The 24,005-nt window shown below is 59.5% G+C and carries 20 protein-coding genes; 6 read left to right on the forward strand and 14 right to left on the reverse strand.

What is annotated here, in order from left to right; translation table 11 throughout:
• Positions 1–11: 11 nt before the first annotated feature.
• The 5 genes from ntrX to dusB all read right to left on the reverse strand — a co-directional run bounded on the left by ntrX (position 12) and on the right by dusB (position 7,550).
• Positions 12–1,382, reverse strand: a complete 1,371-nt coding sequence (ntrX, locus tag AC1RT6_RS04805; RefSeq protein ID WP_079446397.1) for a nitrogen assimilation response regulator NtrX — start codon at positions 1,380–1,382, stop codon at positions 12–14.
• Positions 1,383–1,399: 17 nt separating this feature from the next.
• Entirely contained in the window at positions 1,400–3,700 is a 2,301-nt protein-coding gene (locus AC1RT6_RS04810) for a sensor histidine kinase NtrY-like (protein WP_079446396.1), read from the reverse strand.
• A 181-nt stretch (positions 3,701–3,881) separates the two neighbouring features.
• Entirely contained in the window at positions 3,882–5,321 is a 1,440-nt protein-coding gene (gene ntrC, locus AC1RT6_RS04815; protein WP_079446420.1) for a nitrogen regulation protein NR(I), read from the reverse strand.
• Positions 5,322–5,328: 7 nt separating this feature from the next.
• Positions 5,329–6,504: a two-component system sensor histidine kinase NtrB gene (locus tag AC1RT6_RS04820; protein ID WP_079446395.1), complete on the reverse strand. Its 1,176-nt coding sequence runs from the start codon at positions 6,502–6,504 to the stop codon at positions 5,329–5,331.
• Positions 6,501–7,550, reverse strand: a complete 1,050-nt coding sequence (dusB, locus tag AC1RT6_RS04825; protein WP_079446394.1) for a tRNA dihydrouridine synthase DusB — start codon at positions 7,548–7,550, stop codon at positions 6,501–6,503. Before dusB ends, AC1RT6_RS04820 begins: the two co-directional genes overlap by 4 nt.
• A gap of 191 nt (positions 7,551–7,741) precedes the next feature.
• On the opposite strand from dusB, the gene AC1RT6_RS04830 reads away from it, so the two are divergent.
• Together AC1RT6_RS04830 and AC1RT6_RS04835 are read left to right on the forward strand one after the other, a co-directional pair.
• Positions 7,742–8,938: a bifunctional 2-C-methyl-D-erythritol 4-phosphate cytidylyltransferase/2-C-methyl-D-erythritol 2,4-cyclodiphosphate synthase gene (locus AC1RT6_RS04830; RefSeq protein ID WP_079446393.1), complete on the forward strand. Its 1,197-nt coding sequence runs from the start codon at positions 7,742–7,744 to the stop codon at positions 8,936–8,938.
• A gap of 1 nt (position 8,939) precedes the next feature.
• Positions 8,940–9,566, forward strand: a complete 627-nt coding sequence (locus AC1RT6_RS04835; protein WP_079446392.1) for a CinA family protein — start codon at positions 8,940–8,942, stop codon at positions 9,564–9,566.
• A gap of 12 nt (positions 9,567–9,578) precedes the next feature.
• Here the strand turns inward: AC1RT6_RS04835 and AC1RT6_RS04840 are convergent, their stop codons facing one another.
• Complete coding sequence (locus AC1RT6_RS04840; protein ID WP_079446391.1) at positions 9,579–10,046, reverse strand: type II toxin-antitoxin system RatA family toxin; 468 nt, start codon at positions 10,044–10,046, stop codon at positions 9,579–9,581.
• A gap of 11 nt (positions 10,047–10,057) precedes the next feature.
• On the reverse strand, positions 10,058–11,017 hold the full coding sequence (lipA, locus tag AC1RT6_RS04845; RefSeq protein ID WP_079446419.1) for a lipoyl synthase: 960 nt from the start codon (positions 11,015–11,017) through the stop codon (positions 10,058–10,060).
• 126 nt (positions 11,018–11,143) lie between these two features.
• Here lipA and AC1RT6_RS04850 point away from each other — a divergent pair, with 126 nt between their 5' ends.
• Entirely contained in the window at positions 11,144–11,767 is a 624-nt protein-coding gene (locus AC1RT6_RS04850; protein ID WP_079446390.1) for a DNA-3-methyladenine glycosylase, read from the forward strand.
• Here the strand turns inward: AC1RT6_RS04850 and AC1RT6_RS04855 are convergent.
• The 4 genes from AC1RT6_RS04855 to AC1RT6_RS04870 form a co-directional block, all read right to left on the reverse strand.
• Positions 11,748–12,668, reverse strand: a complete 921-nt coding sequence (locus AC1RT6_RS04855; RefSeq protein ID WP_472789546.1) for an MFS transporter — start codon at positions 12,666–12,668, stop codon at positions 11,748–11,750. The two genes, AC1RT6_RS04850 and AC1RT6_RS04855, sit on opposite strands and share 20 nt — an antisense overlap.
• Before the next feature lie 243 nt (positions 12,669–12,911).
• Positions 12,912–15,770: a valine--tRNA ligase gene (locus tag AC1RT6_RS04860; RefSeq protein ID WP_472789544.1), complete on the reverse strand. Its 2,859-nt coding sequence runs from the start codon at positions 15,768–15,770 to the stop codon at positions 12,912–12,914.
• 313 nt (positions 15,771–16,083) lie between these two features.
• Positions 16,084–16,740: a PopZ family protein gene (locus AC1RT6_RS04865; protein WP_079446387.1), complete on the reverse strand. Its 657-nt coding sequence runs from the start codon at positions 16,738–16,740 to the stop codon at positions 16,084–16,086.
• Between the two features lie 287 nt (positions 16,741–17,027).
• A complete protein-coding gene (locus AC1RT6_RS04870; protein WP_079446386.1) occupies positions 17,028–18,437 on the reverse strand; it encodes a TolC family outer membrane protein in 1,410 nt (469 codons plus the stop codon).
• A 515-nt stretch (positions 18,438–18,952) separates the two neighbouring features.
• Between AC1RT6_RS04870 and rpmG the strand changes: the two genes are divergently transcribed.
• Positions 18,953–19,120, forward strand: a complete 168-nt coding sequence (rpmG, locus tag AC1RT6_RS04875; RefSeq protein WP_007603295.1) for a 50S ribosomal protein L33 — start codon at positions 18,953–18,955, stop codon at positions 19,118–19,120.
• A gap of 309 nt (positions 19,121–19,429) precedes the next feature.
• Here rpmG and AC1RT6_RS04880 read toward each other — a convergent pair whose 3' ends face one another.
• Positions 19,430–20,803 carry a PleD family two-component system response regulator gene (locus AC1RT6_RS04880; RefSeq protein WP_079446385.1) on the reverse strand — a complete coding sequence of 458 codons (1,374 nt, stop codon included), beginning with the start codon at positions 20,801–20,803 and terminating at the stop codon, positions 19,430–19,432.
• Between the two features lie 10 nt (positions 20,804–20,813).
• Positions 20,814–21,179 carry a response regulator gene (locus tag AC1RT6_RS04885; RefSeq protein ID WP_011314701.1) on the reverse strand — a complete coding sequence of 122 codons (366 nt, stop codon included), beginning with the start codon at positions 21,177–21,179 and terminating at the stop codon, positions 20,814–20,816.
• Between the two features lie 228 nt (positions 21,180–21,407).
• Here AC1RT6_RS04885 and AC1RT6_RS04890 point away from each other — a divergent pair, with 228 nt between their 5' ends.
• Together AC1RT6_RS04890 and AC1RT6_RS04895 are read left to right on the forward strand one after the other, a co-directional pair.
• Positions 21,408–21,710 carry a DUF3572 domain-containing protein gene (locus tag AC1RT6_RS04890; protein ID WP_079446384.1) on the forward strand — a complete coding sequence of 101 codons (303 nt, stop codon included), beginning with the start codon at positions 21,408–21,410 and terminating at the stop codon, positions 21,708–21,710.
• Positions 21,707–22,999 (forward strand): DNA polymerase IV, encoded by a 1,293-nt coding sequence (locus AC1RT6_RS04895; protein WP_079446383.1) that lies wholly within the window; start codon positions 21,707–21,709, stop codon positions 22,997–22,999. Before AC1RT6_RS04890 ends, AC1RT6_RS04895 begins: the two co-directional genes overlap by 4 nt.
• Before the next feature lie 87 nt (positions 23,000–23,086).
• Here the strand turns inward: AC1RT6_RS04895 and AC1RT6_RS04900 are convergent, their stop codons facing one another.
• Positions 23,087–23,974 carry a cell envelope integrity EipB family protein gene (locus AC1RT6_RS04900; RefSeq protein ID WP_079446382.1) on the reverse strand — a complete coding sequence of 296 codons (888 nt, stop codon included), beginning with the start codon at positions 23,972–23,974 and terminating at the stop codon, positions 23,087–23,089.
• Between the last annotated feature and the right edge of the window lie 31 nt (positions 23,975–24,005).

Below are 24,005 nucleotides of genomic sequence, written 5' to 3' on the forward strand. Positions count from 1 at the left end.
GCTTCAGGGTTCTAGTTGACGCCGAGCGCCTTGAGTTTGCGATGCAACGCCGAGCGCTCCATGCCGACAAACTCCGCGGTCCGAGAAATATTATTGGAGAAACGGCTGATCTGAGCGATCAGATAGTCGCGCTCGAAAACCTCGCGAGCCTCGCGCAGCGGCAAGCCCATGATGTGCTCACCATTGACGCCTGACGGCATTGCCGGAACCATGGAGCCCACATCCTGCGGCAACATATCCGCGGTGATGATAACCTCGGGACCTCCGCCGGCCAGGATCATCACGCGCTCGACGTTGTTTCGGAGCTGCCGAACATTGCCGGGCCAGACATGAGATTGCAGCACCGCCATCGCGTCATCGCCGATCTTTCGCTTCGGTAGCCCGCTTGCGGCAGAGATATGATCCATGAAAAATTCAATCAGCTCGGGAATGTCCTCGCGGCGTTCGGACAGTGCCGGAACGCGGATCGGCACCACTGATAACCGATGGTAGAGATCTTCACGGAACCGGCCTGCGGCAATCTCCTCCTCCAGATTGCGCGCTGTCGACGAGATGATGCGCACATCCACCTTGATCTTGGTCGTGCCACCAAAGCGTTGAAATGTCTGATCGACCAGAACCCGCATGATCTTGTTCTGAGTCTCGCGCGGCATATCGCCGATCTCGTCGATGAACAGCGTTCCGCCATGCGCTTCTTCCAGCGCGCCGGCCTTGCGGGGCTGTTGGCCGTCGGTCTGCTCGACGCCGAACAGTTCGGACTCCATGCGCTCCGGTGTAATCGCCGCAGCGTTAATGACGACAAACGGTCCTTCAGCACGGCTCGACTGATTGTGAAGCGTTCGCGCTGCCAGTTCCTTACCGGATCCGGACGGGCCGACGATCATGATGCGGCTGTTGGCTTTCGCCGCGCGCTCGATGGTTTGCCGAAGTTGATTCACGCATGGCGAACGTCCGACCAGCGAGCTTGCCGCTGGCGCAAGCTGCTTCAGTTCACGCACCTCGCGCTTTAGACGTGACGTTTCGAGGGCACGCGTCGCCACTAGAATCAGACGATCGGATTTGAAAGGCTTTTCAATGAAGTCATAGGCGCCGCGTTTGATGGCCGCGACTGCCGTTTCGATGTTGCCATGACCGGAGATCATGACCACCGGCATATCGGGACTGTCCTGCTTGATCATTTCGAGCAGTTGCAGCCCGTCAAGCTTACTGCCTTGCAACCAGATATCGAGAAACACCATGTGCGGACGGCGGTTTGAAACCTCCGCAAGTGCTTCATCGCTGTTACGCGCTGTTCGGGTCGTGAAACCCTCGTCTTCCAGGATACCTGCAACGAGGTCGCGAATGTCCGCCTCGTCGTCAACAATGAGAATGTCGTGTGCCATAAATTGGATCCGCCTCGTCAGTCGCCGGTAGCGACCTCAGTCTTTGTTTTTTCTTCGGTCACGTTATCGCCGTTAGTCGCTCCATCCTTGCTAATGGTTCCAACATTCGCCTGCCCTGCTACTGCAAACCGCAACCGCATCCAGGCTCCCCGCGCCTCCGGTTTTATCGCAGAAGCGTCGTTGAGTTCGAGCTTGCCGCCATGGTCTTGCAAGACGCGCCCTACAATCGCTAGACCAAGGCCGGTGCCCTTTTCGCGTGTCGTTACGTAAGGCTCCAGCAGCCGCGCGCGCGCAACTTTCGGTAAGCCAACACCATTGTCGATCACGTCAATGACGATGTCGTCTTCTTCCCGCGCCGCGATAACATCGATCCGGCCTTTTCCGAGTATCTCCGGCGGCACGGCTTCGATGGCTTCGGCTGCGTTCTTGATGATATTGGTCAGCGCCTGCGAGATCAGCCGCCGATCAAACTGCGCGCGCATCGGTTCATGCTTGATGTCGGCTTCGATATCGATCTCGGGATATCCGACACGCATCAGGAAAACTGTCTGGCGGACCGTATCAGCGACATCCTCTCCTTCCATCACAGGCTTCGGCATTCGCGCGAAACGCGAAAACTCATCGACCATCCGCCTGATATCCTCGACCTGACGCACGATCGTATCGGTGCACTGCTCGAAGATTGTCTTATCCTGGGTAATCGCCTTGCCGAATTTGCGGCGAATGCGCTCGGCCGACAGTTGGATCGGCGTCAACGGGTTCTTGATTTCATGAGCGATTCGTCGCGCCACGTCGCCCCAGGCAGACGTGCGCTGCGCGGTCACCAGCTCCGTGATATCGTCCAAAGTAATGATGTAGCTGTCACGTGATTGACTGGTTTGCTCGGCACTGACGCGCACCGAGATGTTACGCTCGCTGCCGTCTCGATTGAGCGTGAGCTGGCCCTGCACCAGCCGTTGCGTTCCTTCCCTCGCCGTCTGCATGAGTTCGCTCAGCTCGGGTACTACCTCGGACAACGGATGCCCCAGAGTTTCCGATTCGGAATGGCCGATCAGCTTCTCCGCCGACCGGTTCAGGATGCGGATGGTATTGGCGCCGTCGACGCCGATGATGCCGGCGCTGGCCGACGACAATACCGCCTCGATGAAACGCCGCCGGCTGTCGATCAAGCCGCTCGCGCTAACGAGTTCGTCGCGCTGAGTTCGCAACTCGGCCGTCATCTTGTTGAAGGTTTCACCGAGCTGCGCGAGGTCTCCTTCGGATTTCAGAACGGGTACCTGAACGTTCAGGTCGCCGGTGGACACGATGTTGGCTGCGTTCATCAGACGCCGGACGGGCGCGACGAACCGGTCGGCGAAGTTCAGGCCAAGCAATACCGACGCCATCAGAATGGTCAGCGCAATGACGGCAAACATCAGCGCGAGCGCCACCTGGATGCCGAGGCGCCGAGCCTCGATCGTGGCGTATACGGCAAGGCTTGATTCGGTCTGTTTCAATTGCGCGACGACGTAGGGGTCGAGCAGTCTTGCGACATAAAGAAAAGTGTCCTGGAAAGCGCTCAGGCGAATGACGGCGGCGACATAGTTTGCCTCTGGAATTAACGCGATCTGCGGATCGTCCTCGTTGACATTCTTGAGAAAGTCGGGGTTCGGTGTGTTGTAGGCCAGCTTGATGCCGGTTTGCGCCGATACAAGCATGTGGCCTTCTTTATCAATCAGCATCGCACCCCGAAGGTTGCGGGCATTGGCGCTCGAGGTCAGGAGCTGGAGAAATGTCTTGCGGTCCTGGTCGTATAACGGCCGCGCGTTAGAGATGTCATTGGCCATGCCGAGAATGTCGCCCCGAATCAGTTGGGCGTGTTCGTTCGCATAGGCGTGTGCGACGATCCGCGAGTTCTCAATGACCTCCTTGATCGGTCCTGAAAACAGACGGTCGAGTCCGCGATCGATCGTGATGCTGGCAACGACCGAGACCACGACCGCCGGCAGCACGGCAATGACCGAGAACAGACCGACCACCTGAACATGCAGCTTCGCGGCGGCGCGACCGCGGCGGCGTGCTTGCACGACACGCCAGACTTCGCGAGCGATAATGCCAACGAGCAGAAGGATGATGCCCGCGTCTATCAGCAGAAACGTGATAACGACTCGGTGGGTCGGCTCGATCGGCGTGAGACGAACCAAGACCACAAACGTCAGGAATGCCGATAGCAACGCCAAGCCGATCGCGACTGGCGCCAATAGCCGGCGCATGGTCCAGCCGCGCGACTCGGCGAGTGTCGGATCGTGTGATGGAACCGGCGTGTCTGCTGTGGTCATTCGCGAGAAGGTTGAGTGTTGGGGCTGGCGTCGGTCAAACCAGCGAACTGATGCAATCGTACAACAATGTTGCACAATTGGGACATTTCCGCGGCGCAAACATCGGGCGCGAACCGGCAAAACAACTGGAATCGTCAATCAAACGTGAGCAGTGGAAAACTGACTGGATAGCCCCCCGCTTCTATCCTGCGGACCGGTAGACTTGGATGTCCAGATCGCGAATTTTTTTGCGGAGCGTGTTGCGGTTCAAACCTAGAAGGTCGGCTGCCCGGATCTGGTTGCCATGGGTAGCCGTCAGCGCGGCGGTGAGAAGCGGAACCTCAATCTCCCTGAGAACACGGTGGTACAAGCCCGGCGGGGGGAGTCCATTCGGGAAGCTGGCGAAAAGCGATGACAGGTGCATTTCAACGGCGCCACTGAGACCGTTGATATTATGTCCGCCGGTTCCGGAGGCCACCGCAGGTGATGCAAGTTCGCAATCGATCACCGGGCCGGTGATGATATCTTGCGGGTAGAGCGCCGCAAGCCTGCGCGCCAGGTTTTCCAGCTCGCGGACGTTGCCGGGCCAGCGGTGCCGCTTCAAGCGCTCGAGCGCAAGCGTGTCTAGTTTCTTGGGCGGCAGCCCATCCCTTTCAGCGAGGACAAAGAAGTGCCGGATAAGATCCGGCAGATCCTCGATGCGTTCGCGGAGCGGCGGCAAGCGCAGCGGTACCACGTTAAGGCGGAAAAAAAGATCCTCGCGAAATAGCCCCTGCTGGATCAGGATACGGAGATCCTTGTTGGTTGCCGCAACGATGCGGACATCCGTCTTGATGGCGGTCCTTCCCCCGACGGTGCAATATTCACCCTGCTGAAGCACGCGGAGCAGACGTGTCTGCGCCTCCATCGGCATATCGCCGATTTCATCGAGGAAGAGGGTCCCTCCTTCTGCCTGCTCGAAACGGCCTGACGCGCGAGCGTTTGCACCTGTGAACGCGCCGCGTTCGTGGCCGAACAATTCCGACTCGATAAGGTCGCGGGGAATTGCCGCCATATTCACGGCTACGAAGGGACCGTTGCGACGCTTGCCGTAGTCGTGAAGCGCGCGCGCGACCAGTTCCTTGCCGGTGCCGGACTCGCCGGAGATCATCACGGTCAGGTCGGTCTGCATCAGCCGCGCCAGCACGCGGTAGATTTCCTGCATGGCGGGGGATCGACCGATCAACGGAAGGGAATCGCATTCGTTCTCGTCGCTGCCGGTGGCCGCGCGCTCCTTGGGCTCAGCGAGCGCGCGGCCCACGATTGCGATGAGCTCCTTGAGATCGAACGGTTTGGGGAGATATTCATATGCACCGCGCTCGGAAGCGCGGACCGCCGTCATGAAAGTGTTCTGCGCGCTCATCACAATGACCGGCAAGTTCGGCCTGATTTTCTTGATGCGCGGCAGCAGGTCGAAAGCGTTCTCGTCCGGCATCACCACGTCAGTGATGACGATATCTCCTTCGCCCTGGCTGACCCATCGCCACAGCGTTGCGGCATTGCCCGTCAGGCGCACATCATATCCAGCACGCGACAAAGCCTGATTGAGCACCGTGCGGATGGCTCCATCGTCATCGGCGATAAGTATGTTGGCTGGAGGCATTTTGTCCTCATACTGGATGGCGTGCGGCGCGTGACGACATTCCGGATGCGGTAACGTCATTGCCAAGCTGGTCTACTGGACTGGAATCGAACATCGGTAGCAGGATCCGGAAGGTGGTCTTGCGCGGCTGCGACTCGCACTCGACGATGCCACCGTGGTCCCCAACGATCTTGGCGACCAGCGCGAGGCCGAGCCCGCTCCCGGTCTGCTTGGTGGTTACGAATGGATCGAACAGGTTTGGCAGCAAATCCTCCGCTACGCCGGGACCATTGTCCTTGACGCAAAATTCCAGCGGCAGCGAAACCCGCGCTTTCTTGCCCGGGAGGGAAAGGTGCAAGCCGGGGCGGAATGCGGTCGTGAACTGGATTTCCCCCTCTTCTCCGAGATCAGAAACAGCTTCCGCAGCATTTTTGACAAGGTTCAGAAAGATCTGAACCAGCTGATCCCGGTCGGCGAGGACCGGCGGAAGCGACGGATCGTAATCCTCGATGAATCTCACCTTTCGCGCGAAGCCTGACTGCGCAAGCCGTTTAACATGATCGAGGACAGCGTGAATGTTGACGGGCCCCCACCTCATTGGCCGCTCGTCGCCGAATACCTCCATGCGATCAACCAGCGTGACAATGCGGTCCGCCTCATCGCAGATCAGGCGGGTCAGCATTCGGTCGTCCGGCGTCGCCCCCTGCTCGAGAAGCTGCGCCGCGCCGCGAATGCCGGAGAGCGGGTTCTTGATCTCGTGCGCAAGCATGGCCGCAAGCGCAATCACCGAGCGCGCCGCGCTACGATGGGTCAGCTGCCGATCCATCTTGTCAGCGATGGTGCGCTTTTGGATCATCACCACCACATGAGCGGGCCGTTCCGTGAGGGGCGCGACATGCAGGTCGACCTGACGATCCCGGCCGATCCTCGGCGTGCCGAGATCGACCTTGAACTCGTTTACAGGCGCACCGCTCTCGCGAACCTGATCGATCAGGGCCAGAAGCGGGCTGCCGAAGGGGATAAGCTGCTTCAGCGGCTCGCGTTGCAGGAACTGCTTCGACATCTCGAAGAAGGACTCTGCCGCGATGTTGGCGTCGACGATCCGACCGTCGGGCGCGACCAGCAGCACGGGGTTCGGCAGTGCGTTGAGAATAGCCTCGCCATCGCTGGGCGCGACGCGCGGGCGCTGTGCGATCGAACTCATGCCGCAGCCCTCCACGCGAAGTCCTCGAACGCATCCACCAGTGATCGCTGTACGCAGGCCGGATCATCAGCCTTCAGAATTTTCCCCCGCCACGTCTTCAAGATCGGTGTTGGTACAGCACGAAGCGCTGCCGCCGTATCGAGCGCCCAGCCGAGATGTTTTCGCGCATGACGAAGCCCTATGCGCAGGCCATAGTGCAGGAGCAGGTCGTCATAGAGCGTGCGGATATACGCCAACTGGTCCGCGAGCGGAGGATGCGGTTCTTCGATACCGGTTTCGAGCTGCCGCCCAATCTGACCAGGCATCCAGGGTCGGCCCTGCGCACCGCGCCCCACCATGACAGCATCGGCCCCCGACGCCTCCAACGCAGCGACGGCTGCATCGAACGACGTGATGTCGCCGTTGACGACGACGGGAATGCGGACCGCTTCTTTCACCGCTCGCACGGCCTGCCAATCGGCGTGCCCCTTGTAGAACTGGCAACGCGTACGGCCGTGAACCGTAATCATGTGCACGCCAGCGGATTCGGCGCGCTGCGCCAGCGAAGGCGCATTGAGCGAGCCATCGTCCCATCCGAGGCGCATTTTGAGTGTGACCGGTACTTTCACCGCACCGACCGTCGCCTCGATCAGATCGAGGGCATGATCGAGATCGCGCATCAGCGCCGAACCCGACTGACCGCCTGTCACGTGGCGAGCGGGACAACCCATGTTGATATCGATGATGTCGGCGCCGGCCGCCTCGGCGATCCGGGCGCCTTCCGCCATCCAGCCTATCTCACAGCCGGCAAGCTGAACGACGTGCGGTCCGTGACCGGTGGCTTCACAGCGGAGCACGGACATGGGCCGCCCCCGGACGAGATCGTCGCTGGCAGTCATCTCGGAAACAACGAGCCCTGCCCCCAGCGCTTCGGTAAGGCGCCGGAAGGGCCGGTCCGTGATTCCCGACATCGGCGCGAGAAGAACGCGGTTACAGATGGAAATACCTCCAACCGCGAATGGCTTGAGCCCTGATGACGGAGCAGGACCGGTCGGGCTCGTGCTCATGGTCCAACTACTCCGTCGTAGCCTTCTGACCGAAAATCAGCTTATTTATTAGGCAAAATAGATGCATGCCTATACAATAGCCAGTTTCCGGTATCTTGCAACTGCTGCAACGATTAATTCGCCACCTGCAGTTTTGCTACCTTCATGGTAAGGGCTTGCTCAAACAACCTGATTCCTTCACAGCGAGTCCAATGCTCACCTCAAAACGAACTGCCGCCATCATCGTTGCCGCTGGCCGGGGCCTGCGCGCTGGTGCTGGAGGCCCTAAACAATACCGGACAATTGGCGGACGAACCGTGATTTCGCGGGCGATGGAGGCGTTCTGCCAGCACCCCGATGTATTTGCCGTTCAGCCGGTGCTCAATCCCGATGACCTTTCCATGTTCAATCAGGCCGTCGCCGGATTCCGCTATCGCGAGCCGGCGAATGGCGGGGCCACCCGCCAAGCCTCCGTTCGCGCAGGCCTCGAGGCATTGGCAGCCGACGCACCGGACATCGTGCTGATCCATGATGCCGCCCGCCCGTTCGTAACACCGGCACTGATCACGCGCGCAATCGACGCCGCGGATAAAGCCGGCGCAGCGGTGCCCGCTATTCCCGTTACCGACACCATCAAACAGGTTGATGCATCCGGCGCGGTCAACGCGACCCCCGACCGTGCAAAGCTGCGGATCGCGCAGACGCCGCAGGCATTTCATTTCGATATGATTCTCGATGCGCATCGCCGGGCGGCGCGCGAGGGCCGCGACGATTTTACCGACGACGCCGCGCTCGCCGAGTGGGTAGGATTGACGGTTGCGACATTTGAGGGCGATGCTGCAAACATGAAACTAACGACTCCCGAAGATTTCGTGCGCGAGGAAGCGCGCCTCGCGGCATCGCTCGGCGACATCAGGACTGGCACCGGCTATGACGTGCACGCCTTCGGCGACGGCGATCACCTCATGCTGTGTGGTCTGAAGGTTCCGCACAATCGCGGTTTCCTGGCGCACTCCGATGGCGATGTCGGGTTGCACGCGCTCGTCGATGCCATTCTCGGAGCGCTCGCGGACGGCGACATTGGTTCGCATTTCCCTCCCAGCGATCCTCAGTGGAAGGGTGCGGCTTCCGATAAATTTCTGAAGTACGCTATCGACAAAGTTACCGCGCGCGGCGGCCGCATCGCCAATCTCGAAGTCACCATGATATGCCAACAGCCGAAGATCGGACCTCTGCGCGACCAGATGCGCGCTCGCATCTCGGACATCACTGGGGTCGCCATCTCGCGTATTGCTGTCAAGGCGACGACCAGCGAACGGCTCGGCTTCACCGGGCGTGAGGAAGGAATCGCGGCGACCGCCAGCGCCACTGTCCGCCTGCCGTGGAACGACAAGGGCTGGGGCACCTGACATGAGCGGCAGCGACACACGCGCCCTGTCGCGTTCGCTGCTCGACCTTTGCCGGATGCGCAAGCTTACCATCGCAACGGCCGAATCCTGCACCGGCGGACTGGTCGTCGGGGCACTGACCGAGATTCCCGGCTCCTCGGACGTCATCGATCGCGGTTTCGTCACCTATTCCAATGACGCCAAGCGCGCGATGCTTGGCGTTAAATCCATCACGCTCGACAGTTTTGGCGCTGTCAGCAAGGAAACCGCGACCGCAATGGCAGTTGGCGCGCTGGAACGCGCCGGCACCGATCTGGCCGTCGCCATCACCGGGATCGCCGGTCCCGGCGGCGCGACACCCGGCAAGCCCGTGGGCCTTGTTCATTTCGCGGCCGCAGCGCGTGACGGCCGCCTGATCCATCGCGAATTTCGCTTTGGTGCCATCGGCCGGAGTTCAGTACGGCAACGTTCGGTTGTCGAAGCCCTGCGGATGCTGATGGAATTAGCGCGCGGCCCGAAGCCGCCTGCGAAAGCCCGCCGCGAAAGCGTTAGCCGATCACGACCGCGAGCAGCGCGTACGCCGGCGCGTCGCACTTCCGAGCGGCGGCGCACCACAGGACCGGTGAAACCTTCTCCAAAGAAAACCTAAGACCGTATCGCGTCAACTCACCACCTTCGGCGAACCGTAGACAGCGTCTGCTCGTTTCTCGAATGCCGCTGCAAAGCGTTGGAATGCGGTGTCGAACATCGCGCCCATCAACATTGCCAGCATCCGGCTTTTGAACTCATACGTGATGAAAAACCCGACATCGCAGCCTTGATCCGGTTTCGGCTCAAAGGTCCAGCGATTTTCCATGTGGCTGAACGGCCCGCGCAGATATTCGACGAAAATTTTGAGGTTCGGCCTATCCAGCGTCACCCTGCTCGTAAAGGTCTCGCGCACGAGCTTGAACGACACGGTCATATCGGCGACCACGACCTCCTTACCGTCGGCCGCGGTGGTACGCTGACGCACCTTCAGCGACTGGCATAGCGGCACAAATTCCGGATAACGTTCGACGTCCGCCACCAGATCGAACATCTCGTTCGCGCTGTGACGAACGCGGCGTTTGCTTGAAAACAACGGCATCGTTGTAGCGCTTACCGCAATAACTTCGCGCGCGCGGCCCGCAGCTTTGCAAAATCCTCGCCCGCATGATGCGACGAGCGAGTCAGCGGACTCGCCGACACCATCAGAAAGCCCTTGGTGTAGGCGACGGTCTCATAATTCGAAAACTCCTCTGGCGTGACATAGCGCATCACGGCGTGATGCTTGCGGGTCGGCTGCAGATACTGTCCGATGGTGAGAAAGTCGACATCGGCCGACCGCAGATCGTCCATCACCTGCAAGACTTCATGACGCTCCTCGCCAAGCCCAACCATGATGCCTGACTTGGTGAAGATCGCCGGATCGATCTCCTTCACTCGCTGCAGCAGGCGGATCGAGTGAAAATAGCGCGCACCGGGCCGAACGGCGAGATAGCGCGACGGCACGGTTTCGAGATTGTGGTTGAAGACGTCGGGCTTCGCCGCCACGACCCTTTCCAGCGCCCCCTTCTTGCGGAGGAAATCCGGCGTCAGGATTTCGACGGTCGTGGTCGGGCAACGCTCGCGTATCGCGTGAATTGTCTCGGCAAAATGCCCTGCCCCGCCGTCGTCGAGATCGTCGCGATCAACAGATGTGACGACAACGTGGGCCAGACCAAGTTTGCGCGTCGCCTCGGCCACATATTCGGGCTCCGAAGCCTGCAACGCGACCGGCATACCCGTCTTGACGTTGCAGAAGGCGCAGGCGCGGGTGCAGGTGTCGCCCATGATCATGAAGGTGGCGTGCTTCTTGTCCCAGCACTCGCCGATGTTCGGGCAGCCGGCCTCTTCGCACACCGTGACGAGACCGTTCTCCTTGACGATTCGGCGCGTGTCCGAATAGCCGCGCGTGTTCGGCGCGCGCACACGGATCCAGTCCGGCTTCGGTGGCGACAGCGCGTCGGGCCGGTTGACCTTTTCCGGGTGCCGCGGCCGGACGGGGTCGGCGGAAACCGTATCGAGGATGACGACCATGGAATGATCCGGTTGTGCAGGAGACTTTAGGTAATCTGCGCGACGCAGGGCTGCAACCCGCTTCGCCAGATCAGTCAGATATGTAACATATCCCATTATGACCCGACCGCCCGCCTGCCTTGGAAAATGACCCCAAATCCCTCCCCATCCGACAGTCTGACGCCGCCTGCTCTCGGCAAGCCGATCAAACGCGGGTTTTTCAGTCGCAGCGTGCATGACGTAGCACCCGACCTGATCGGCGCGACCCTGCTGGTCGAAGGCATCGGGGGCATCATCGTCGAGGTGGAAGCCTATCACCACACCGAGCCAGCCGCGCATTCCCATCGAGGACCGACGCCGCGGAACATGGTGATGTTCGGCCCGCCTGGATTTGCCTATGTCTATCGCTCTTACGGCATCCACTGGTGCGTGAACTTCGTCTGCGAAATGGATGGCTCTGCCGCCGCGGTTCTGATCCGCGCGCTACAACCTACCCACGGCATTCCGGCGATGCGAACCCGGCGCGGGCTGCATGACGAGCGCCTCTTATGTTCGGGGCCAGGCAAATTATGCCAGGCGCTCGGCATATCGATCGCGCATAACGCGCTGCCGCTCGATGCGCCGCCGATTGCGGTCTTTCAGCGCACGGACGAGGTTGACGTCGTCGCCGGCGTGCGCATCGGCATTACCAAAGCCGCCGACCTGCCATGGCGATACGGACTGAAAGAATCGAAATTCCTTAGCAAGCCGTTCAAGAACGCTGGGTTCTGAAATCAATCCCCAGTGGCAGCACGATCATCGGTACGACGGCAAGACCGATCGGCACGAACGCAAAGGCGGCATTGCCGGTGATATCCCAGACCATCCCGCCGACGATGGAGACCAGCATGGCGATCCCGTAACCGATGGTGAACATTCCGGCCGAGTTGTGAGGCACGTCATCGGGAGCGACCAGCAGAACCGGTAACGTCAACACAAGAGTCAGACCCACGGCGCAGGTGAAGCCCACCAGCGCCGCCGAGCCAACGATCACCCAGAGACTTGTACTCGTCGCGACGCCGAGAACAGAAAGCAGGCCGAGCACGCCGCAAAGAATGAGCGGCCATCTTTTCCGCTCCAGGCGACTCGCCATCAGCATAAGGAGGGCCGACCCCGGCAACTGCCCGAGGTTAAGCGCCGATAGCGCAGGCCCAATCAACTCAGTATGACCAGTTTGCAGCAGCAGGCCCGGCAGAAACGCGTTAGTGCAGAAATAGAGCTGGTTGTTTGCGCTGGCGACGAGGCCGACTTTCCAGAGCAGCGGATCTCGCCAGTCCGGCATCCAGCGGCTGTGCTGAGCGGATGTATGTTCGCCGTCCGGCCGCGCAACGAAGATGATTAGTGCGATCACTGCCGCCGCGATCGACCAGAGTTCGAGACTCCCGCGCCACCCACCACCCAGCAAGAGCACGGCGACCGCTGCGAGCACGACCGGAAAGATTTCGCCGCATAGCAAACCGTTGGTGTAGACGGCTGTGGCAAAGCCAATCCTGCGAGGGACCCATTGCCGCACCAGCGGTGGAAACGCCGGTTGCATCACAGCGACGCCCGCCGCCATCAATGCTGTCGCCGCGAACAGAGTCATTGCGCCGACGGCAAAACCGCGTAGCGCCGATCCGACCGCTGCAATCATGAGGCCGACTACCAGCGCCCTGACAGCGCCAACGCGCTGCGATCAGCAGCGATCCGGGTACCGCGACAAGCGCGAACAAACTCACCGGAATGGCATTGAGAATCCCGACCTCTGTTCCTGACAGTGCAAGATCGGAAATGATAAGCGCCAGTACCGGCGGCACGGCAAGGATCGTGAGCCGCAACCCTACGCCCCCAAGCCATAGCAGACTCAAAGGGCGCAGTGATGACGGCCGAGCAGCACTCACTCAGCGGCCTTCAAACGCTCCAAAGCCTCGACAAATTTTGCCTTGCGTGCGACTGCGGCTTCCCGCTTTTCTTTTTCGTCCTCGACGATTTCTTCGGGCGCGTTCGCAACGAAATTCTGATCTGCAAGCTTGGATCCCACGCGATCGATGTCGGCGTCAGCCTTGGCGATTTCCTTCTCTAAACGCGCGCGCTGGGCGGCGACGTCGACGATGCCTTTTAACGGCAGCGCGGCAACTTCGCCGCGGATCAGCAATTGCACGGCGCCTGCCGGTGCCCGGTCTGCGAATGAGATGTCCGCAAGCCGGGACATCCGCTTGATGACATCACTCCAGCGCTGCGCCCGCACCCTGCTTTCGGCGGATGCGCCTGCGAGCACCAGCGGCGCCAGGGTTGCAGGTGGAATGTTCATCTCCGCACGGACCGAGCGAATGGCTGTGACGAGATCGACCACCCAACCGATCTCGGCTTCGGCAGCATCGTCGCGGAAATAGGGCTCCAACAGATCGGTCACCGGCTCTGGTCCAGCGAAGGGATCGGCGGCCGCGATCAGCGTCCGCCGCTTGAGGGTGAGATCTACCTTGTTTGGCCACTCCGTCAGGGTCAGCAATTGCTTCCGCGCCGAAGTTACCGTCCATAACTCCTCTGTGATGAACGGCATGAACGGATGTAAAAGCTTCAAAATTTCATCGCGGGCCCAAGCGACCATCGCGCGGGTCTCAGACTTGGCGGGGCCATCCTCGCCCAAAATTACAGGCTTTGCGAGTTCAAGATACCAATCGCAGTAGACGTTCCAGACAAAGCGGTAGATCGTGCCGGCGGCGTCATTGAAACGAGAGGATTCAATGGCCTCGGTGACCTCGCACGTCGCGCGCGCAGTCTCATGGACAATCCATCGATTGAGCGTTTCAGTTGCGGCGGCCGGATCGAACTGCGCAGGAACGACACAATCGTTCATCTCCGCGAATCGGCACGCGTTCCAAAGCTTGGTCGCGAAATTGCGATAGCCTTCGACCCTCTGCGGAGACAACTTGATATCGCGGCCCTGCACCGCCATTGCGGCGAGCGTGAAGCGCAGCGCATCCGCGCCGTATTTATCGACCAGATGCAGAGGATCAATGACGTTGCCCTTCGACTTCGACATCTTGGCGCCCTTCTCGTCGCGAACGAGCGCGTGAATGTAAACGGTCGCAAACGGGGCCTCCTTCATGAAATAGATGCCCATCATCATCATTCGGGCAATCCAGAAGAAGATGATATCGAACCCGGTGACGAGCACGCTGGTCGGATAGTAACGTTTCAACTCCGGCGTCTCATCGGGCCAGCCGAGCGTCGAGAACGGCCACAACGCCGAAGAAAACCAGGTGTCGAGCACGTCTTCGTCTCGCGTAATGAAGCCATCACGCTTTGCCGGATCGCTCGCCATTTCGGCGCCTTGCTCGACGGTGATGACACCTTGCTCAACGTAAAAGCCGAGCGCATGGCCGATCGCTTCTTCCTCCGTCTCTGCGACAAACACCTTGCCGTCCGGACCATACCAGGCCGGAATCTGATGACCCCACCAGAGCTGCCTCGAAATACACCAGGGCTGGATGTTCTCCATCCACTCGAAGTAGGTCTTCTCCCAGTTCTTCGGCACGAATGTTGTTTCGCCCGAACGAACGGCGGACATCGCGGGCCGCGCCAGTTCCTTGGCGTCAACGTACCATTGGTCAGTCAGATACGGTTCGATGACGGTGCCGGAGCGGTCACCGTGTGGTACTGTGTGCACATGAGGCTCGATCTTGTCGAGAAAACCGAACTCTTCGAGACGCGCCACGATCGCCTTGCGCGCGGCGAAACGATCCAAGCCGTCGAATTCTTCAGCCAGAATCAACGCGCCAGCCGGAAGGCCGCGCAGAAAATCCTCGTTGTTGGATAGCGTCAGCCGGCCTTCGCGATCGAGCACACTGATTTGCGGCAGGCGGTGGCGCTTTCCGACCTCGAAGTCATTAAAATCGTGGGCCGGAGTAATTTTGACGGCGCCCGTGCCCTTCGCCGGATCGGCGTAGTCGTCGCCGATGACCGGAATGATCCTGCCGACCAAAGGCAGCACGACGTTGCAATCGATCAAGTGTTCGAGCTTCTCATTGTCCGGATGCACGGCGACGGCAGTATCGCCCAACATCGTCTCCGGCCGTGTGGTGGCGACGACGACATAGGTTGAAGGATCACTCGGATCAAAGTTCTTACCCTCGACCGGATAGCGCAGATGCCACAGGCTACCCTTCACCTCGACCTGGTTCACCTCGAGATCGGAGATCGCGGTGAGAAGTTTCGGATCCCAATTAACCAGCCGCTTATCCTTGTAGATCAAGCCGGCGCGATGCAGTTCGACAAAAACCTTGGCAACCGCGCGTGACAGCCCTTCATCCATGGTGAAACGCTCACGCGACCAATCGCAGGACGCACCGAGCCGTTTCAACTGGTTTACGATAACGCCGCCACTCTCGGCCTTCCACTGCCAAACCCGCTCGAGAAACCTGGCGCGGCCCATGTCGCGGCGGCCGGGCTCCTTCCGTTCCGCCAACTGCCGCTCCACCACCATCTGAGTCGCGATGCCGGCGTGATCGGTGCCTGGCTGCCATAAAACGTCGCGGCCACGCATCCGCTCGAAGCGACACAGCACGTCCTGTAAGGTGTTGTTCAGCGCGTGCCCCATGTGCAACGAGCCGGTGACGTTCGGCGGCGGAATGACGATCGTGAACGGCTCAGCCTCGCGGCGTTCAGGCTGGCCGGCTTTGAATGCACCGGCCTCTTCCCAAACGCGGGACATTCGATTTTCAATATCAGAGGGCTGGTAGGTTTTTTCGATCATGGCAATGCAATCACCGTCGGGGCGTTTCAGGTCAATTCACGGAATATATCCTCTGACCGCTAAAAGCCCTCCAGGGCGTATCAAGTCAACAAGATCGCCGAATAAACCGGCCTCAGCGCGTATTCCGCAAAAGTGGATACCGGTTTTGCGATCGGAATACGCGCGAGTTATTGATTGAGAGCATTTTCTTACGGCTAACCGGATTCCACTTAGCCGGAAAATGCTCTGGAGCGCAGATGTGAGCTCAAGGACGTCAGGAGGGCGGGACTTTCCCCGCTCCAATGGCCGCGGCTTTCCCGGCTACGGGAATGGATTACGGACGACCGCGCGAGACCCGCTCGATTTCAGCCTTGACGATGCGTTCCACCAGCCCCGGCAGGTTGTCATCGAGCCAGGACTTCAGCATCGGGCGCAGCATCTCCTTGACGAGGTCCTCAAGGGTGCGGGCGTTATTCGTCAGCACCGTACTGGCAAGCGAGCTGAAGGCCGTTTCGACGGCGGAAACCGTCGAATGCGACAGAATTTCCGCTGCTGCGGCATTTAGACTGGACGGTCGAGCCACGGTGGCTGGATCCGGCGGCATAGCCGGAACCTGCGCAATCTCGGCGAACTCCAAATCGTCCTGAGGCTCGATCTTCTGAAAAGCGGCTTGCGTTGCATTCGGCATGGCCATCTCATCCGTCAGTTCAAACACCTCCTCAGCCTGGGCGGGCCGGACTTCCTCCTCGGCGGTTGCGACGTCGAAGTTCGCAAGCATCGCGTCAATATCGTCTTGGCTGTTGGCGCCGTCAGCGTTTGCGGAAGGTGCCGGCTTAGGGACCGAACTGACAGATCCAGGTTTTGCTACAGCTGCGTCAGCAACGACGGTCTTTCCAGCCGCCGCGGGCTTCTCATCGTCCGCTATAATGCGGCGGATCGACGCCAGAATCTCCTCCATAGAGGGCTCTTGGACCTTTGCAGGCTGCGTCATGTCCAACTCCACATCTGTCACGATCCTGGCCAGCGCATTGGCCTCAAGCGAAAAAGGATTTTTCCGGCTCCAGATGCGGCCGCCGATTTCGATCGCAACCGGATTTGTTCCCCGAGAAAGCGTTGTGAACCGGTGACAATATCAATTCTCCGCGCGAACTTCCGCGGCAAGACCGATAGATAAACGCCGACTATCGCCCGAATCGCTTCATGCCCTTGCGTCAAGGTATGGCATGGCAACAACTGATTGCAAGCAACGGACTGTGAACGCGGCCGCCGTCGGCGCGATCACTGTCCATCCGGCGTACGCATACCCACCCAACTGTCGCGAACCTGATGGTAGTGGACACTCGGATCGTACACCGTGGTGTTTAGCTTAAGCACCTGCGGCGACAGCCGACCAACGGCATTCAAAACCGCATAAGAGGCAACCACGCGATCGTGTTGAGCAGTCACCAGCGCAACGCGCGCGCTGACGAGCGTCTGTTGCGCGACCAACACGTCGAACGTGGTCCGTTGCCCGGCCTTGGCCTCTTCGCGGATGCCGTTGACCGCAATCTCGGATGCCTCAACCTGTGCCTGCGCCGACTTCACCTGCAATTTGGTCGCGACGAGCTGGCCCCACGCCTGCACTACGCTGGCGCGTGCCTGGGTGCGGACCAACTCGAGGGTGAGACGTTGTTGCGCCAGCGTTTCCTTGGACTGGCGGATCAGCGAATATTCAGCGCCACCCTGATAGATCGGCACCGATACCTGTGCGATCGCAGATGCTAGGAGCTGTTTCGGCACCGTGAGCTGCTGGTTTTGGCCCTGTTGCACATTGGCCTGAAGGATCACGCTCGGGAACAGCGCCCCCTCCGCAACCTTGACCAGCAAGTGACTGACGTCGATGCCATACATCGCTGCGGTCACATTGGGATTTTGGATAAGGCCGAGATCCACGGCACCTGCGAGCGTTGGAGGCAGGAAGCGATCGACCGGCGACCCCGGTGCCAATTGCCCCGGTTCGTTGCCGATGATGCGCTGAAAATTCGCGCGCGTGGTCGTGAGGGTGGATTCAGCGGCCATAAGCTGGGTGCGACCGGAGGCGAGTTGCGCTTCCGATTGCGCCACGTCGGTGCGGGTCACCTCGCCGACATTAAAACGATCACGCGTCTGCTTCAGCGTCTCCTCAAGCACGCGGACATTGCTGCGCTGAACTTCCACAATGGCGGAATCCCGCAGATAGTCCATATAGATGGTTGCGGCAGCGAGTAGTACGGTCTGCTCGAGAACCCTTAATCCCTCGCGCGCGGCCGAAACCTGTCCTTCCGCAGCACGGGTTCTATTTGCAGTCTGGAAACCGTCGAATAGCGTCTGTGAAGCCGTGGCGCCGACAGCGAATGGTGTCTGATTACCCTTGATCCTCCCCAGTACATTTCCCTGACCCGGCAGACCTTGGCTAAAGGTAATGTCGGTATGTTGAAAGCCGCCGCTCGTGGTTACGGCGACTTTGGGCCGATAGCCCGACAGGGCTTGGGGCACGCTCTCATCGGTAACGCGAACCGAGGCGCGCTGAGCGTTGAGTTGAGGATTGCTCTGATAGGCTCGCACTAGTGCGGACTCGATGGTATCCGCGAAAACCCGTGTCGCCACCCCCGGCCACACGGTCGCAAGAGCCAACACAGCAGCTCCGGCCACCAGTCTCACACCACCCATCCGCGAAGTTCCATTCTTCATCTTATCAGACGTTAAGGCGGAGCCTCCACGCCGGATCATCCCCTCAAGTCGCTTGTCCCCGTGCGAAACATATTCGTCGTCGGGGTACTAAGGAAACCCCTTTGGGGCCGTTTCAGCGGAAACTCTACGTCTGGGGCGTTGGAGCCACACTTGACACTTCCGATTATCTTGAAGAGCCGAACCAGCCGCAGTTGAAGCTCATATCTTCAATTCTCCTGCCTTTCATAGAATTAAATGAACAAAATCCGAGAAATACACAAAAACTGACAATACCTATGACACCGATTGAAGAGCTTAAATGTAATGGACTCACGCAGGACGGCTTTGAAAACCGTAACACCTGCCCTCGGGGAGCGAGTGTGCCCGTCGTGGACTGATTTTTACGTTACCAGCCTCGAAATCCTTGACTTTCGATGTTTCGAGTCTAGTTTGCCGGCCAAATGCAGGCCTGATGCGGGCCGGCTTTTCCGTTTCCCGACATCAAGGGTTTGCACATGGCCAAGGCGGTCACCATCAAGGTCAAGCTGGTTTCCAGTGCTGACACAGGCTTCTATTACGTAGCTAAAAAGAATTCGCGCACCATGACCGACAAGCTGGTCAAGAAAAAATACGATCCGGTCGCGCGCAAACACGTCGAATTCCGCGAAGCCAAGATCAAGTGACGATCACGTAAGATCGCTTCATCGGCGGTGAATTGAGCGGAGCTTTCGGGCTCCGTTTTGCATTGGCTTGATGCCACCTTCGGCGTCACGGCTGGCGTTGCTGCCACCGGGGCTCAGCCGAGCGCCACGCCCCCGCCCATACGCTCGTCACCTTCAAAAAGGGCGCCGCGCACATCGTGCCTCGTCACCGTCGCGCGGGTCGCGACCGATGGCCAAGACGCATTTCATAGTGCCGGAGAAGAAAGCTGCGACCGATCGTTGGTTCGACGATGCACCACACGCGGGATCAAAATCGCATTGATATAATGACTACGCCGCCTCCGCCACGACGCGGTTTCGGCCGTCATGCTTGGCGCGGTAAAGCGCGACATCGGCGCGCTTGAGAACGTCAGAGACAGGCTCCCCCTTCCGCTCCAGGGTTGATAGTCCGATTGAGATGGTCACCTTGATCCGCTTCATCCCCTTGTGGACGGAAAACGGTTCGCCAGCAATCGCGCGGCGCAGACGTTCGGCCACCATGCTCGCGACATGCAGATCGGCCTCCGGCATCACGACCACGAACTCCTCTCCGCCGTAACGGCAGGCGAGATCGATGCCTCGAATGGTTTTGCGGATTCGCAGCGCGAACTCTCGCAGAACATCGTCACCGGCATCATGACCGTAGCTATCATTGATCGACTTGAAGTAATCTATATCGAGCATCATGAGCGCTAATGACTTGCCCCGCAGCGAGGCCTGCTCGGCCAGCGTCGCCAGATGGCTTTCCATGTAACGTCGGTTGTGCAGCCCGGTCAGTCCGTCCGTGACAGCCATTTCGATCGAACTCTGCATGCTGTCACGCAGGTGACCGGTGTAGCGGCGGCGGCGAACTTGCGTGCGCGCGCGGGCAAGTAACTCATTCTTGTCGATCGGCCGCATCAAATAATCATTGATGCCAATCTCAAGACCACGCAGCAATCGTCCGTTGCCGTCGGCATCAGCAACAGCCAGAATCGGAACGTGTCGCGTCCGCTCCAGCGAGCGCGCTTGACTGCACAACCGCAAACCGTCGAAATTTTCCAGCCCGAGCGAGACGATAAGGAGATCGTAATTGCTTTCTGCGGCACGAAACAGCGCTTCGGAGGGTTCGGTTTCAATATCAACGGTGTGTTCGGCGCTCAGCATCGATGCCAACCGCTCGTACGACGAGGGGCGGTCGTCGACCAACAGGATACGCCCGCCCTTCCCGCTATCACCAACCGCCTCACGCTCCGGCGCCTGCACGCCGATTTCGAGCGAGGTCACGGCCCTCATGCGCAGTTCGTCGGTCATCATCTTCAGGCGCGTCAACGAACGGACCCTTGCGGTCAAAATCACATCCGATACCGGCTTTGTCAGGAAGTCATCGGCGCCGGCTTCGAGGCCGCGCACGCGGTCGGACGGACTGTCCAACGCCGTCACCATCACCACCGGAATAAAATGGGTTGCGGGGTTTGCCTTCAGCCGACGGCAGACCTCAAAACCGTCCATGTCAGGCATCATCACGTCGAGGAGAATGATGTCGTACTCGGCACGGGCGCAGGTCTCCAGTGCTTGCGCGCCATTAGAAGCGGTTATGACGTCGAAATATTCCGCCGACAATCGTGCTTCAAGGAGCCGGACGTTGGCGGGGATGTCGTCGACGACCAGAACACGCGCAGACACTCTTATCTCCTCAACCCACGAACCGGCGGACGGTCTCGATGAACTTGCCAACCGAAATCGGCTTCGACAGGTAAGCCTCGCAGCCGCCCTCGCGGATACGTTCCTCGTCGCCTTTCATTGCAAATGCTGTCACAGCAACAACGGGGATCGCGCGCAGTTCAGGATCGTCTTTGATCCAGCGCGTGACATCGAGACCGGACACCTGCGGCAACTGAATATCCATGAGGACCAGATCGGGACGAAGTTTGCGAACCAGATCGAGCGCCTCGAAACCGTTGCTGGTCCCGGACGTGTGGTAACCATGAGCCTCCAACAGATCGCGAAAGAGCTTCATGTTAAGCTCGTTGTCTTCCACAATCAGGACCGTCTTGGCCACCCTGGCCCTCCAGTCGACTCGGTGCTCATCCACGCTGGTGAGCGAAAACATGCCGGCACAGCAATACTTATCCGCTAACTGGAGTTAGATTTGCACTAGAATTCGCTCTAAGCTGTTAAGACGTAAGACGATCTTTATGCGAGCGGATTAGCACTTGTTTGAAGGTTTCGGGACTCGGTCATGCTGGTTCCAAAGTAGAATTGATAGGTTACGGAAAGGCAAACGGTCGTGACGACAAAGCGTGTGCAAAACCCGCGCGAAGCAGCTGAATTGGTAGCAATTCAGGCCCTTTCGTTTGTCGCGGCCGACGCCGAAATTTTAGGCCGATTTCTAGCCGAGACCGGAATTGGTCCTCAAACTCTGCGCAGCTCTGCCTCCGATCCGCACTTCCTCACCGGCGTGCTCGATTTCATGCTGCGCGATGACGCAACCGTGGAGGCATTTTCGGAGTTTTCCGGACATCATCCCACCACTATCGCAGCCGCCCGGCTGGCGCTCAGCGAATCCTTTCAGAAACGCGACGTCCCGTGACCGCAGGTCCGTCGGATGGTCCCTTATGCTTTTGCCGCGATTGTCTTGATGACCTCAGCTTTACGGCGCCCCGTTGCAGCGCGTGTGGCTCACCCCGGCTGGTGCGACATCGGACGCTACCGGCACTGGCCCTCGCCCACATCGATTGCGACGCGTTCTACGCAACGGTCGAAAAGCGGGACAACCCGGCCTTAGCAGACAAACCCGTAATCGTAGGCGGTGGTCGGCGCGGCGTGGTTCTGGCCGCCTGCTATACTGCTCGGACGTATGGCGTGCATTCTGCAATGCCGATGTTCAAGGCCCTTGCGCTTTGCCCCTTTGCGACCGTGGTTCCGCCCGACATGGCGAAGTATGTGCGGGTCGGTCGTGAGGTGCGCACCACCATGCAGGCGCTGACGCCGCTGGTAGAGCCGCTGTCGATCGACGAAGCCTTTCTCGACCTGAGCGGCACCCGGCGTGTTCACGGCATGATTCCAGCCAAGGTGCTGGCGAAATTTGCAACTGACGTCGAGCGCGAACTCGGCATCACGGTATCGGTCGGACTGTCGTGCAATAAGTTCCTCGCTAAGATCGCCTCTGACCTCGATAAGCCCCGCGGATTCACGGCGCTCGATCAGGACGAAGCGTGCATTATGCTCGCGGACAAACCTGTAAGTTTCATGTTCGGCGTCGGTCCGGCCACCCAGGAGCGTCTGTCGGAACGCGGCTTTCGGACAATCGGCGATCTGCAGCGTGCCAACGAAATGGAAATGATGAAGCAGTTTCCGGCCGAGGGTCGCCAATTGTGGCGGCTGGCACGGGGCATCGACGACCGGCGGGTGATCGCAGATCGCGGCGCCAAGACCATCTCGAGCGAAACAACGTTCGAGTCCAACATCCGCGATTTCGCCACGCTCGAACGGTTCCTCTGGCGGCTGTCGGAGAAGGTCTCCTCGCGACTGAAGGCAAGTGAGCTAGCGGGATCGACCATCACGCTGAAACTCAAGACCGCCGATTTCCGGCAACGGACCCGTTCGCAATCAATCCCCGTTTCGACGCAGCTTGCGGTAAAGATTTTCGCAATGTGCCGAGAAATGCTGACGAAGGAAATCGATGGCACAGCTTTCCGCCTGATGGGAATAGGCGTCAGCGCGCTCCGGGCGGAATCGCAAGCTAACGTGGCCGATATGCTGGATCTTCGCTCAGCTCATGCTGAGCGGGCAATGGATGACCTTCGCAAGAAGTTCGGGAGCGCGGCCGTAATCCGCGGCCTGGCCTATGAAGGACCCGAAAAACCACGTCAGCAATAAGACAACGTCAGTAAAAGACTGGCTCATATTCCCAAAATACCCGGAAGCCATCGTTCGGGAGCATCCGTGAATATCTTTTGCCTGACATCACTTGCAGGGCCTGGCACTCCTGACATCGCTGACGTCGAATTTATCCATCGTCCCGGAAATCACGAAATCATTGTAGTCGAGCACCAACGCCCGCGACACGCCATCCTCGAACAGCTCGAAAGACATGGAGTAATTCGGGATCTGTTCACCGCCGGTACGTGCAGCGTCGCGTTCGTAGTAGCTGACAGTGACGGGCCATCGCGTCAGGGTCTTCATCTGACTATGGGTGGTCGATGGATCGGGCGACGATCTCGTCGCTTCCCCCCGTATGGGCTTTCCGATAACCGAAAAAGTGTTGTAGACTTTCTCACCGTTGTCGGCTCCGTCATACACGGTTAGCTCGAGCATCGACTTTCCTTCTTTTGCAGCCGCGATGATCCGCTGGATCTGTTCGGTCGGAAACACCGCCTTGCCGTCGACGGTGAACGTTTTGGTCGACGGCCGTTTCAGTTTCACGGTAATCTTGTCACCGGTGCGCTCAGCGACTCCGTCAACCTCGCTCTGATCGTCATCGTTCATGCGAGTCATGATCTTGAAACGGTAAGTCCTTCCCTCCGCGTCCTCCCAGCTCGTGGACTGCATATCGCTCAGCGTGGTTTTACCTTCGCCGTTGTCCATTTCTGAAACTTGCCTGAAATCAGACGTATAGCCCTCGCAAGTGCTTCCGGAAAACTTGTAAAGGATTCGTCCGCGGGCGCTGTCCAGGGACGTGCTGCCACGAGACTTCGCCAGGCTCAAATTATACAGAGCCTGGTGGGATAAAAACGGAACGCCGGCAGCGGCGTGCGCGGCATCACCAGATGTCGGCAGGAAGGCAGCGGCTACGGTCGCCGCCAGAAACCCTGACCAAAGCCACAAGGCGGAGCGATGGAAATGATGGCGCATATCGTCTCTCGATGGACCAAATCCGACCATA

The organism is Nitrobacter sp. MLSD-S21 (assembly GCF_058809865.1).

Excerpts from the sequence above, each read along its gene's own strand:
- ntrX (WP_079446397.1), bottom strand. The coding sequence starts at position 1,382 with ATGGCACACGACATTCTCATTGTTGACGACGAGGCGGACATTCGCGAC.
- AC1RT6_RS04810 (WP_079446396.1), bottom strand. The coding sequence starts at position 3,700 with ATGACCACAGCAGACACGCCGGTTCCATCACACGATCCGACACTCGCC.
- ntrC (WP_079446420.1), bottom strand. The coding sequence starts at position 5,321 with ATGCCTCCAGCCAACATACTTATCGCCGATGACGATGGAGCCATCCGC.
- AC1RT6_RS04820 (WP_079446395.1), bottom strand. The coding sequence starts at position 6,504 with ATGAGTTCGATCGCACAGCGCCCGCGCGTCGCGCCCAGCGATGGCGAG.
- dusB (WP_079446394.1), bottom strand. The coding sequence starts at position 7,550 with ATGAGCACGAGCCCGACCGGTCCTGCTCCGTCATCAGGGCTCAAGCCA.
- AC1RT6_RS04830 (WP_079446393.1), top strand. The coding sequence starts at position 7,742 with ATGCTCACCTCAAAACGAACTGCCGCCATCATCGTTGCCGCTGGCCGG.
- AC1RT6_RS04835 (WP_079446392.1), top strand. The coding sequence starts at position 8,940 with ATGAGCGGCAGCGACACACGCGCCCTGTCGCGTTCGCTGCTCGACCTT.
- AC1RT6_RS04840 (WP_079446391.1), bottom strand. The coding sequence starts at position 10,046 with ATGCCGTTGTTTTCAAGCAAACGCCGCGTTCGTCACAGCGCGAACGAG.
- lipA (WP_079446419.1), bottom strand. The coding sequence starts at position 11,017 with ATGGTCGTCATCCTCGATACGGTTTCCGCCGACCCCGTCCGGCCGCGG.
- AC1RT6_RS04850 (WP_079446390.1), top strand. The coding sequence starts at position 11,144 with ATGACCCCAAATCCCTCCCCATCCGACAGTCTGACGCCGCCTGCTCTC.
- AC1RT6_RS04855 (WP_472789546.1), bottom strand. The coding sequence starts at position 12,668 with ATGATTGCAGCGGTCGGATCGGCGCTACGCGGTTTTGCCGTCGGCGCA.
- AC1RT6_RS04860 (WP_472789544.1), bottom strand. The coding sequence starts at position 15,770 with ATGATCGAAAAAACCTACCAGCCCTCTGATATTGAAAATCGAATGTCC.
- AC1RT6_RS04865 (WP_079446387.1), bottom strand. The coding sequence starts at position 16,740 with ATGACGCAGCCTGCAAAGGTCCAAGAGCCCTCTATGGAGGAGATTCTG.
- AC1RT6_RS04870 (WP_079446386.1), bottom strand. The coding sequence starts at position 18,437 with ATGGGTGGTGTGAGACTGGTGGCCGGAGCTGCTGTGTTGGCTCTTGCG.
- rpmG (WP_007603295.1), top strand. The coding sequence starts at position 18,953 with ATGGCCAAGGCGGTCACCATCAAGGTCAAGCTGGTTTCCAGTGCTGAC.
- AC1RT6_RS04900 (WP_079446382.1), bottom strand. The coding sequence starts at position 23,974 with ATGCGCCATCATTTCCATCGCTCCGCCTTGTGGCTTTGGTCAGGGTTT.